Genomic DNA, 10,740 nt, shown 5'->3' with positions numbered 1-10,740 from the left:
CGATTGACGCCCGTCGAGTACGAGTTGATCATGGACCACACGCCCGCAGACCCGACGTGAAGACGCCTGTCACCTACACGTGCACCAGTCCCCGTCAACGCCATCGCGAGGCTTCAGTGGGTACATGTCCGCACTGCACAGCGCTGGAAATTGAGCGCGATGCGCCTTCATCAGATACGGACGAATCTTGCTGTAGATCACGTCTCCAGGGTCAACTATGTACTTCCCGCTGATTGCTCCCTGCTCATGCGCAGAACGGACCGCGAGGAGACGTCCAGTTCCGACTTCAATATGATCCGGTGCGATCAGTGGCATATCTCGGTACTGCGGCTGTTTTGGATCAACTTGGCCACTGCGTATTGCCACCAGATCGAGAAGACTCTGGGTAGTCCAACCGCTGGGTACCACAGTCATACCTCGATCCCCATGGACGCAAGGTGCGAGACGACGTTCGCGCTCAGGCGTTCGACAGAGGCATCCAACGCGTCAATCGTCTTCTCGTATCGGTTAGCGAGCACTTCGAGACGTGCGACCAGAATCTGTCCGAGTGCAGTCACCTCGCCATTGATCTGCTGCTGGAGGGTCGTGCCCCACTTAGCCTCAATGACGAGGTCTTGCACCTCAGTGTCGGTGAGCACCCCGTACTTGGCGAGGGCCTTCTCATGGAGCAGCGATGTCGCCTCTTTGACGGCACTCTTGGCTTTGTCTTCGGCTCGATACAGTGCCCCGATTTTCGTGAGCGCCTCGATCTCGTCAGGGTCTCCGCCCAGACCCTTGAGTTCCTTGAGATAGTCGGCCGCAGCCTTCTTCGGAAGCTTGCCTTCGTCGTCTGCGGCGTCAAACAGCAGTCCGCCTTCGACGGCGTTCTCTTCGATGTACTCAGCAACCGCGAGGGTGGCAGCGTCGCGTGCCTCTGAGAGGCGGTCAAGTTCGGCCTGCTCGGCAGCGAAGTAGCGGGCGATCACGTGCTCGGGCGGAAGGAGGTCCATGACCCAGCGCTGCGCCTTCGCGCCGGTGCCGAAGACAATGTGGGCGTCTTCGTACTTGGGCTTGTTGTTCTTGTCCCTCCAAGTGCGTGCGGCGCGCGGCTGCACGGCCTGGGTCCAGCCTTCGCTAATGATCAGCGACACGTCGTCGTGCATGACGTCGTTCCAGTAGCTCATGAGCTTCTCGTAGACGCCGTACTCGTCGGTCAGCGGTCGTGGCCGGAACGCATCCAAGAGTGCCTCAGAGATGTCGTGGATGAGGTCAGCGGGCTTGGTGTCCGGTTCGATCTTTTCGAGCGGCCCGCGCTTGCTCGACCACCACTGCTGCACCGTGTTTGCGGTGTCGCGATCGAAAGCCTCATACTCGCCGGAGCCGGTGACCGTTGGTCGGATCGCGCTCGGCTCGACCTTCAACTCCGAGTAGCCGTCGCGCAGCAGTGCGAAGAGTTCACTACGGAGATTCGGGAACGCATCCCAGTAGGGCTGGAGCGCATCAAGGTCGCGGTTCGGGATGCCGCCATGCATGTGGGCACGGAGGTCCTGGATGTCTTCAGGTTCGGCGGAGTCGATGTAGCGCGAGATGTTGAGGTTGTAGTCGTTTTTCGGGTCCGCAATCTCGCTGACCGACACCATGCGGGAGTAGCGGGCGATCTCTTTGCCACTGGTGTAGGCGTCGACGATCTTATGCATGTCGCGCGGGCGCAGCCGGTTCTTGGGGCCGTCCTTGGCGAAGCCCTTGCTCGCGTCGATCATGAAGATGCCGGTGCGCGCCTGGGCGTCTTCCTTATCGAGCACGATCAGGCAGGCGGGGATGCCGGTGCCGTAGAAGAGGTTCCCGGGTAGACCGATGATCGCCTTAATGTAGCCACGCTTGACGAGTTCGGTGCGGATCCTCGCCTCGGAGTGTCCGCGGAACAGCACACCGTGCGGGAGGACGACGACGCCCTTACCTCGCGGCCGCAATGACTTCACCATGTGCAGGAGGAACGCGTAGTCACCATTCTTGTCAGGCGGCGTCTCGAAGCCATCGAAACGGCCGAAGGAGAAGTCGAACCCGTTCCGCCAGGTCTTGACCGAGAACGGTGGGTTGGCTACCAGATAGTCGAACGTTTGGAGGTCGCCGTTGTAGGTGAACTTGGGGGCAGCAAGCGTGTTGCCCTGGCGCAGAACAGGGGTTTCAAAGCCATGCAGGATCATGTTCATCCGTGCGAGGGCCCAGGTGGCGTTGTCGTTCTCCTGGCCGTAGATTGTCAGCCCGTTCGGTGCGGCGTCGGCGACCTTGATCAGCAGGGATCCCGAGCCACATGTCGGGTCGTACACGGTGGTGGACTTCGGGGTGTTTGCCGGGATCTGGAGCAGCTGCGCCATCACGCGGGAGACTTCGGCTGGGGTGTAGAACTGGCCCTTACTCTTACCCGATTGGGTAGCGAAGTGCCGCATGAGGTACTCGTAGGCGTCGCCCAGGAGGTCGTCCCCTTCGGCTTTGGATCCGGTGAAGTCCATGTCTTGGAAGATGCCGATCAAGTTCGAGACCTTGTCCTGCAGCTCCTTGCCGGAGCCCAGCTTGGCGGGGTCGTCGAAGTCGGCGTTGTTGATAACGCCCAGCAGGTCGTTCTCTTCAGCGAGACGCCTAATCGCGATATTGACCTTCTCGCCGACGTCGGGCTTCCCTTTGAGCGAGATCAGGTAATCGAAGGAGCCGTCGTCGGGAACGTAGATGAGCGCCGACTTGTCTGCCTTCGCCTTATCGGAGACGAACTTCACGAATAACAACGTGAGGACGTAGTCCTTGTACTGGCTGGCGTCCATCGACCCGCGCAGCTCGTCAGCGCTGCTCCACAGTGAGGAATACAGATCAGATTTTTTCAGCGCCACGGCTCACTCTTTCTAAGTTCAGATACATGCATCCCAGGCCGAGAGCGGGCCTCTCGGGCCCGCCAACACTGCTCAGGGTCTTCCGCTACCATCGTCCACGTCTGAGATCGCGGCCCCGTCGCTGCGGACCCAAGCGTCTACCTCGCTGGTCTGGAACTTCCAGAGCCTGCCGACCTTGTGGGCCGGCATGGAGCGTTCGGCGATCCAGGTGTAGATGGTCTCCTTGGTCACGCCGAGATAGACCGCGATCGCGTCGGCAGAAAGCCACGGTTCATTCACTGGTGCGCTCCTCGGGCCTGACAGCGGCCGTTTGGCCGCTCTCAGTGTCGATCTTACTGGTGTTTCACACGGTCTGACCCGGTTTAGATCGGTTCCACGCGAAGAAGAAGTCCAGCAACATCACACACGTTGGACGGCAGGCTGGAAGTGAACCCTCTTGTCAGCAACGCCGTTTCTGGGTGGATGTCAGTTCCCGTTCAGGCCGTGCCGTCGCGTATCGAGGGCAAGCTTGAAGTGGCTCTCCGCCGCGTCAATCTCTCGGGTGGGCGTGGCGGGGTCGAACACCCGCAGCAGCGAGAACCGGAAGCTGGTCGCGTCGACGTTGCGCAGCTCGATGTTGCCGCCGTGGCCATTGGCAGCATACGCGCTCCAGCGCTGACGAATGCTCTCGACCCCATCAGCTTTGCCGACGTACTGGCGTCCATCTCGTGTGTCTGTGATGAGATATACGCCTGCCACAGACGCTAGCGCCGTGCGCCATGAAGCGTAACGGTGCTCGCGCATCACCGCCTGGAGCTGTGCATGGTTCAGGACAAGCTTGTCGAAGCCTGGAAACGGAATCGGTTGCGCATCAGCGATCTCCATGACAGGATAGCCCGCCGCCGTCGAACCATTGATCCGCCAGGTGCGCGGCGACCGCCACCCGATTACAAGCCGGTTCCGGAGGTCCGCCATCTGCTCGGAGACGGCCAGGTCGAACGTACGCAGCCTTCCGTCGTTCGAGGTCTCGCCGCGATTCTCCACCACGGACCAGAGTCTTGCTCGGTCGCCGCCCTCCCTAACGAAGACGACCCAGATGCGGGGCGGGACGATGGGGAAAGTCCGAGGCTTCGCGGACTGCTGGCCTGTGTACTCCAGGATCTCATCGTCGGTGGAGTCGGCGTGGAGGCCCGGCAAGCCGGTGTCCTCGTGCTCACGCACGTAGGCGTGACGGATCACCAAGACCTCTCCCGGGTCGACACCGGCGCTGTGCAGGACCGGGCCGAGCGTCAGCGTCATCGACGGGTTGCCTCTCGTTGGTGTTGTTCAGTGTGCTCCATTATTTGTGCCATCACCGATCGGGGCGTGGCGAAGCAAGCCCGTGGGTCAGGGAATCGACGTAGCGCCAGCCATTGCGATCGCACTCACCCAGGCTCCGACAGGCAGTTGAGTCAGCGATCATGAGTGCGGCTTCGGCGCTTCAACGAGTTCACACCCATCGATCCAACGGGCCAGCGTGCTCAAGATGGCGAGTTGCTCCAGCGCTTCCTGAGCGGCCAAGTCCTCGGTGCTGTGCGTCGCTGGATTGCGGATCGCCATGAAGCACCCCTGGCCAAACTGTGAAAGCCCGGTGCGCATTGCCTTTACCGTCAAATCCGTATTGACCCCCGGCCACCGCAGTCGAGGCTTCCCCGCCTCCGGTGCGTTCGAGGAAAAGACCTGAGCCATGAGAGTACTGTCGGACACGTCCCGTCGCCCAGTGAGGTCCTGAACGTGAGCATTCAAGAATGTAGCGGCACGCTGTACCGCGGAGGCGTGGTGCCCGTCGTGCCACAATTTGGATGCCGCGCCCCAAATCAACGGATGCAAGGAGTCAGCCGCCATCGTCGGCGCTGAACTGCCAGTTATGTACCGCGCTGTCTCCTCCGCGGTCGCGAGCTTGCCGAGTGCACGCCTGGCCAGGTCGAGGCCGCTTTGCAGTTCAACAAAATTGTGACCGCTCGGTACAGGACGCACCAGGGCGTCGACCTTGCCGAGCCCCAGCACCACGCCAATCACACGTCGCGTTTGGAGCTCACGTGTGAGCAAGACGTCGGTCCTCGGCCCTGACGAGCAGAACGAATACTCACGGCGCCCTTTGTCGTCCATCAGCGCAGCATTAGCATGTTCCACCCACCAGCCCAGAACTTCTTTGGCCCATGCGGGATCAATGCTCTGCGGCAAGATGCTACTTCTTGCCTTGGCTCGCAGAGGTTATTCCATGACGGAACTCCACCACGTCGCCGTCGCGCATCACGTAGTCCTTGCCCTCCATGCGGACCTTGCCTGCTGCCTTCGCATCGGCCATGGACCCGGCGGCCACCAGGTCGTCGAAGCTGACGATCTCCGCCTTGATGAAGCCGCGCTGGAAGTCGGTGTGGATCACGCCGGCGGCCTCGGGCGCGGTGGCACCCACCGGAATCGTCCAGGCGCGGGTCTCCTTGGGGCCGGCGGTGAGGTAGGTCTGCAGGCCGAGGGTGGAGAAGCCGACGCGGGCGAGCTGGTCCAGGCCGGACTCGGTCTGGCCGGCCATCTCGAGCATCTCGCGGGCCTCATCCTCGTCCAGCTCCACGATGTCCGACTCGAGCTTGGCGTCCAGGAACACGGCCTGGGCCGGGGCCACGAGCTCGCGCAGCTCGGCTTGCTTCGCCTCGTCCGCGAGCACGCCCTCGTCCGAGTTGAACACGTAGATGAACGGCTTGGCGGTGAGCAGGCTCAGCTCGCGCAGCCGGTCCATGTCCAGCTTGTCCTTGTCCTTGTCCTTCGCGGCGAAGATCGTCTCGCCCCGCTCCAGCACCGCGAGCGCGGCCTTGAGCGCCTCGAGGTCGGCGGGCTCCTTCTTCTTGCCCTTGACCTCCTTCTCGACGCGCGGGATCGCCTTCTCCACGGTCTGCATGTCCGCGATGATCAGCTCGGTGTTGATGGTCTCCATGTCCGAGGCCGGGTCCACCTTGCCGTCCACGTGGACGACGTCGCCGTCGTCGAACGCGCGCACCACCTGGGCGATCGCGTGGGCCTCACGGATGTTCGCCAGGAACTGGTTGCCCAGGCCCTCCCCCTCGGAGGCGCCCTTCACGATGCCGGCGATGTCCACGAAGGACACCGTGGCCGGCAGGATGCGCTCGGAGCCGAAGATCTCGGCCAGCTGGGGCAGCCGCTCGTCCGGCAGGTTCACCACGCCCACGTTCGGCTCGATCGTCGCGAACGGGTAGTTCGCCGCGAGCACGGTCTGGCGCGTCAGCGCGTTGAACAGGGTCGACTTGCCCACGTTGGGCAGTCCCACGAATCCGATAGTCAAAGCCACGCATCGAGTCTACCGGCGGCTCCGTCTCCCATCGGCATGGCAACGGGGCCGCTCCCCGAAGGGAACGGCCCCGTCCACGTGGTCGCGCGGCACGACGCCGTCGTGTCGCCTCGCGCGGGCGGTTCACCGCCGCCGGTGCGTCACTCGCCGGAGGTCTCCTGCTCCCCCGCGCCGGGCTCGTTCTCCACGGTCTCCCCGGAGATCTGGGTGGCGGCACCGGAGTGCTTCACGTCGATCTTGCGCGGCTTGGCCTGCTCGGCCACCGGAATGGTCAGCGTCAGCACGCCGTCGGCGTAGTCCGCCTCCACCTTGTCCAGGGCGAGGCCACGGCCCAAGGTCAGCTGGCGGGCGAAGGCGCCGGCGGAACGCTCGCGGGTCAGCCACTGGCGACCCTCGCCGTCGGACTTCTCCTTGCGCTCGGCGCGGATGGTGAGCGTGCGCTCCTCCACGTCCACGTCGATGGAGCTCGGGTCCACGCCCGGCAGCTCCACCTCGGCGACGAACCGGTCGCCCTCCCGGTAGAGGTTCATGGGCATCGAGCCCTGGCCGGCCACGCGCGCGATGCCGTTCATGAAGCGGTCCATCTCACGGAAGGGATCAACAGTACGAGCCATCATTCACTCCTCGTCAGTGTGGTGCGGCCGCTCCCGGTGAGCGGCGTCCGCCCGGTGCAACGCTCGTCCCCCCGCGGGTATTCCGCGAACCTGAGTCACTCCCGCTCAGGTCCTCACGCCGCACCCACGGTCTACCCTGACGGCGTACCCGCCCCGCCGCCGGAGAGGTCCCTCCCATGCTCAGCGTCCTGCGCCAGCCCACCTACGCGCGGCTGTTCGGCGCGCAGGTCATCGCGCTGCTCGGAACCGGCCTGCTCACCGTGGCGCTGGGCCTGCTCGCCTACGACATCGCGGGCGCGGACGCCGGCGTCGTGATGGGCACCGTCATGGCCGTCAAGATGATCGCGTATGTGCTCATCTCCCCTGTCACCACGGCGCTCGTCGCCCGCCTGCCTGCGCGCCCCGTCCTGATTGGCGCGGACTTGGCGCGGGCCGCCGTCGCGCTCTCCCTGCCGTTCGTCACCGAGGCGTGGCAGACGTACGCGCTGGTGTTCCTGCTGCAGTCCGCCTCGGCCACGTTCACCCCCACGTTCCAGGCCGTGATCCCCACCGTGCTCCCCGAGGAGAGGGAGTACACCCGCGCGCTCTCCCTCTCCCGCCTCGCCTACGACGTCGAGTCCCTCGTCAGCCCCCTGCTCGCCGCCGCCCTCCTGACAGCGATGAGCTACCACAGCCTCTTCGTGGGCACCGTGGTCGGCTTCCTCGCCTCAGCGGCGCTCGTGGCCTCAGCCCGCTTCCCCGCGGTGCAGGCGCCCGCCCCCGCGCCCTTCCTGGACCGGCTCACCCGGGGCACGCGCCTCTTCCTGGCCTCCCCCGAGCTGCGGGGGCTGCTCGGCCTCAACCTCGTGGTCGCCACGACGACGGCCATGGTCATCGTCAACACCGTCGTCCTCGTGCAGGCCGAGCTGGGCCGGCCGCAGGAGGACGTCGCGCTGCTGCTGACCGCGCACGGCGTCGGCTCCATGCTCGTGGCCCTGACCTTGCCGTCCTGGCTCGACCGTGTTCCCGACCGCCGTGTCATGCTCGCCGGCGCCGCTGTCCTGCCCCTGCTCTTGCTGGCCGGCGTCGGTGCGCTCGTGGGGATGGAGGGCACGGCACGGTGGGCCGCGCTGCTCACGGTCTGGGCCCTGCTGGGCGCGGCCACCTCGGCCGTGCTCACCCCGTCCGCCCGACTGCTGCGCCGAGGCAGCACGGAGCAGGACCGCCCCGCCGTCTTCGCCGCGCAGTTCTCCCTCTCCCACGCGTGCTTCCTGCTGACCTATCCGCTCGCGGGGATCCTCGGCGCGTCCCTCGGCCTGCCCGCGGTGGGCCTGGTGCTGGTCGGGATCGGTGCGCTCGGGCTGGCGTTCGCGGCGGCCTCCTGGCGCGGGCTCGCTCCGCGCCGCCCCGCTCCCGCGCACCCATGACATCCGTCATGCCCACCTCCTGGCGGCGGCGACGACGACGCACGGGCAGGTGGCCGTCGTCGCGCGGGACCGCGGCGGGCTCTAGGGGCGGACCACGGCGAGCGCCGTGCGGAAGGCCTGCTCCGCCTTCTCGCCGTACGGCACGAAGATCACCTCGCGCACGGTGTGTCCCACCTCGTCCGCCATGGCATCGGAGGTCTCGACGGCGATGCGCGCGGCGTCGTCCATGGGCCAGCCGTAGACGCCCGCGGAGATGACGGGGAACGCCACGGTCTCCGCCCCCAGTTCCCTCGCCACCCGCAGCGACTCGCGGTAGCAGGAGGCCAGCGTGTCCGACGTGTCGATGGTCTTCGCCCACGTGGGCCCCACCGTGTGGATGACCCAGCGCGCGGGCAGGCGCCCCGCCGTCGTCGCCACGGCCTGACCGGCGGGCAGCCCGTCCTTCAGCGTGGTCTCCCGCAGGCGGCGGCACTCGGCGAGGATCTCCGGGCCGCCCCGGCGGTGGATGGCGCCGTCCACGCCGCCCCCGCCGAGGAGGCGGGAGTTGGCCGCGTTCACGACGGCGTCGGCTGCGGTGGCGGTGATGTCCCCGGGGGCGATGACCAGCTTCATGCGTGCCACCGTAGGGGCCTGGGCGAGTCCCGGACAGGGCCGGTAGCCTCGGGCCGGTGAGCTCCGCCGATCAGAACCCCGCCGACCAGAACCCCGCCGACCAGTCCCCCGCCGCCGCCCCGCCCACCCCGCCGTCCGCGGCGATGCTGCCCCTCATCACGCTGGGCGTGGAGCACGTCTTCGACACGCTCTCCTCGCAGCCCGTCTTCCACCCCACCATCCTGGCCGTGACGGCCGAGGGGATGCAGGGGATGTGGACCCACCCGGACCTCACGCCTGAGGGGGCGGCGCAGGCCGTGGCCGAGCTCGTGCCGCGCCCCGAGCGCGCCGTCGCCGTGTTCGACGGCGAGGTGGAGACGCCGGACGGGCCGCGGCCCGCCGTCGCCGTCGAGGCGTTCGAGGCGGGGTCGCTGACCTCGGTGCGCGTGATCGTCCGCTACCTCCCCGGCGTGCCCGCGGCGGGTCTGGACGCGCAGGTCGAGGGCGATCCGGAAGTGGCCGCCAACGGCCCGAACCCCCTGTTCGGCGCGTTCTGAGGGCCCTGCCGCAGGGATCTGGGGCCGCCGCGCCGCGTGGCGGCCTTACCGTGACCGCTCCAGCTGGGACAGTGGTCCGCATGGAAAACCTGAGTCTCCTGCTGGCCCTGCTGCTCGGCCTCGTCCTGGGCGCCCTGCTGGGCGCATGGCTCGTGTGGCGCCGTCTGAGCGGCGGCACCGGCGAGGCGGCGCACGTGCGGCGAGAGCTGGACGCGCTGCGCACCGAGCACCAGAGCGCACGCGAGGAGCTGGCCGCCGTGCGCGCGGAGAACCGCGCCGTCACCGCCCAGCGCAGTGAGGACGCGGAACGCGCCCAGGCCGAGTCCCGCGTGCTGAGCACCCTCGCCCCGCTCGGCCAGCAGCTGGCCTCCCTGCAGAAGCAGGTGAGCGTGCTCGAGCGGGACCGCGTGGAGCAGTTCGGCCAGCTCGGCGAGCAGCTGCGCGTGGCCGCCGCCACGGACCGGGACCTGCTCAACCAGACCACCTCGCTCATGGCCACGCTGAAGTCCACCTCGGCACGCGGGCACTGGGGAGAGGCGCAGCTGCGCCGCGTGGTGGAGGCGGCGGGCATGCTGCACCACGTGGACTTCTCCGAGCAGACCACCATCGTCGGCACCGAGGGCGAGCGGCTGCGGCCGGACCTCGTGGTGTCCCTGCCCGGAGGCAAGTCCCTGGCCGTGGACGCCAAGGCCCCGCTCGGGGACGCGCTCGCCGCCGAGGCCCTCGCGGACGAGCCGGGAGAGGAGGCCGCCGAGCGTCGCCGGGCACTGGCCGCACAGCACGCCGCCGCCGTGCGCCGGCACGTGGACCAGCTGGCCGCGAAGTCGTACTGGTCCGGTCTCAGCCACTCACCCGAGCTCGTGCTGTGCTTCCTGCCGGCCGAGTCCTTGCTCGCCGCGGCCCTGGACGCGGACGGCGGCCTGCTGGACCACGCCTTCTCCAAGAACGTAGCGCTTGTGGCGCCGGTGTCCCTGCTGACCGCGCTGAAGTCCGTGGCGTACGCGTGGCGGCAGGATCGGCTCGCGGAGAACGCCCAGTTCATCGTCACGAGCGCACGCGAGCTCTACGACCGGCTCGGCACCCTCGGCTCCCACCTGGACCGCATGGGCGGGTCGCTGAAGACCACGGTGGACCGGTACAACCAGCTCGTCGGCACGGTCGAGTCCCGGGTCCTCCCCTCGGCGCGCAAGCTGCGCGAGGCCGACCCGGGGCTGCCACCCACCGCAGGCATCCGCACGCTCGAGTCGGCGCCTCGGGTGCTCTCCGCCCCGGAGCTGGTGGAAGGGCTGGGCATGGAGGGGCTCAGCGAGGACGACGGATTCGGCGGCCGCCGCGCCGGGTGAGGCGTCGGAGCGTGCCGGGCAGACCCCTCGGCCCGTGGGCAATCGG

At 67.2% G+C, this 10,740-nt stretch carries 10 protein-coding genes; 3 read left to right on the top strand and 7 right to left on the bottom strand.

Annotation, left to right across the window (positions count from 1 at the left end; all coding sequences use genetic code 11):
• Nucleotides 1-410: 410 nt before the first annotated feature.
• From AB0302_RS09990 to AB0302_RS09965, 6 genes are all read right to left on the bottom strand, one after another.
• On the bottom strand, nt 411-2,861 hold the full coding sequence (locus tag AB0302_RS09990) for a class I SAM-dependent DNA methyltransferase (protein ID WP_366371786.1): 2,451 nt from the start codon (nt 2,859-2,861) through the stop codon (nt 411-413).
• A 72-nt stretch (nt 2,862-2,933) separates the two neighbouring features.
• Nucleotides 2,934-3,140, bottom strand: a complete 207-nt coding sequence (locus tag AB0302_RS09985) for a helix-turn-helix domain-containing protein (protein ID WP_366371784.1) — start codon at nt 3,138-3,140, stop codon at nt 2,934-2,936.
• A 186-nt stretch (nt 3,141-3,326) separates the two neighbouring features.
• On the bottom strand, nt 3,327-4,139 hold the full coding sequence (locus tag AB0302_RS09980; RefSeq protein WP_366371782.1) for a GIY-YIG nuclease family protein: 813 nt from the start codon (nt 4,137-4,139) through the stop codon (nt 3,327-3,329).
• Nucleotides 4,140-4,298: 159 nt separating this feature from the next.
• Nucleotides 4,299-5,063 (bottom strand): TIGR02391 family protein, encoded by a 765-nt coding sequence (locus AB0302_RS09975; protein WP_366371780.1) that lies wholly within the window; start codon nt 5,061-5,063, stop codon nt 4,299-4,301.
• A 4-nt stretch (nt 5,064-5,067) separates the two neighbouring features.
• Entirely contained in the window at nt 5,068-6,183 is a 1,116-nt protein-coding gene (ychF, locus tag AB0302_RS09970) for a redox-regulated ATPase YchF (protein ID WP_366371778.1), read from the bottom strand.
• Nucleotides 6,184-6,323: 140 nt separating this feature from the next.
• On the bottom strand, nt 6,324-6,797 hold the full coding sequence (locus tag AB0302_RS09965; RefSeq protein ID WP_298711555.1) for an Hsp20/alpha crystallin family protein: 474 nt from the start codon (nt 6,795-6,797) through the stop codon (nt 6,324-6,326).
• A gap of 176 nt (nt 6,798-6,973) precedes the next feature.
• On the opposite strand from AB0302_RS09965, the gene AB0302_RS09960 reads away from it, so the two are divergent.
• Nucleotides 6,974-8,203 carry an MFS transporter gene (locus AB0302_RS09960; protein ID WP_366371776.1) on the top strand — a complete coding sequence of 410 codons (1,230 nt, stop codon included), beginning with the start codon at nt 6,974-6,976 and terminating at the stop codon, nt 8,201-8,203.
• An 81-nt stretch (nt 8,204-8,284) separates the two neighbouring features.
• Here the strand turns inward: AB0302_RS09960 and AB0302_RS09955 are convergent, their stop codons facing one another.
• Nucleotides 8,285-8,815 carry an O-acetyl-ADP-ribose deacetylase gene (locus tag AB0302_RS09955; RefSeq protein ID WP_366371774.1) on the bottom strand — a complete coding sequence of 177 codons (531 nt, stop codon included), beginning with the start codon at nt 8,813-8,815 and terminating at the stop codon, nt 8,285-8,287.
• A 56-nt stretch (nt 8,816-8,871) separates the two neighbouring features.
• Between AB0302_RS09955 and AB0302_RS09950 the strand changes: the two genes are divergently transcribed.
• Nucleotides 8,872-9,351, top strand: coding sequence for a hypothetical protein (locus tag AB0302_RS09950; protein ID WP_366371772.1), 480 nt, complete (start codon nt 8,872-8,874; stop codon nt 9,349-9,351).
• Between the two features lie 80 nt (nt 9,352-9,431).
• Nucleotides 9,432-10,694 (top strand): DNA recombination protein RmuC, encoded by a 1,263-nt coding sequence (rmuC, locus tag AB0302_RS09945; protein WP_319074133.1) that lies wholly within the window; start codon nt 9,432-9,434, stop codon nt 10,692-10,694.
• The last annotated feature ends 46 nt before the right edge of the window (nt 10,695-10,740 follow it).

Source organism: Micrococcus sp. NPDC078436 (genome assembly GCF_040702705.1).
In the GTDB taxonomy this organism is placed as follows: Bacteria; Actinomycetota; Actinomycetes; order Actinomycetales; family Micrococcaceae; genus Micrococcus.
Note: the sequence above shows the minus strand (reverse complement) of the source record. Positions and strands in the feature narration are given on the sequence as shown.

Excerpts from the sequence above, each read along its gene's own strand:
- AB0302_RS09980 (WP_366371782.1), bottom strand. The coding sequence starts at position 4,139 with ATGACGCTGACGCTCGGCCCGGTCCTGCACAGCGCCGGTGTCGACCCG.
- AB0302_RS09965 (WP_298711555.1), bottom strand. The coding sequence starts at position 6,797 with ATGGCTCGTACTGTTGATCCCTTCCGTGAGATGGACCGCTTCATGAAC.
- AB0302_RS09960 (WP_366371776.1), top strand. The coding sequence starts at position 6,974 with ATGCTCAGCGTCCTGCGCCAGCCCACCTACGCGCGGCTGTTCGGCGCG.
- AB0302_RS09955 (WP_366371774.1), bottom strand. The coding sequence starts at position 8,815 with ATGAAGCTGGTCATCGCCCCCGGGGACATCACCGCCACCGCAGCCGAC.
- rmuC (WP_319074133.1), top strand. The coding sequence starts at position 9,432 with ATGGAAAACCTGAGTCTCCTGCTGGCCCTGCTGCTCGGCCTCGTCCTG.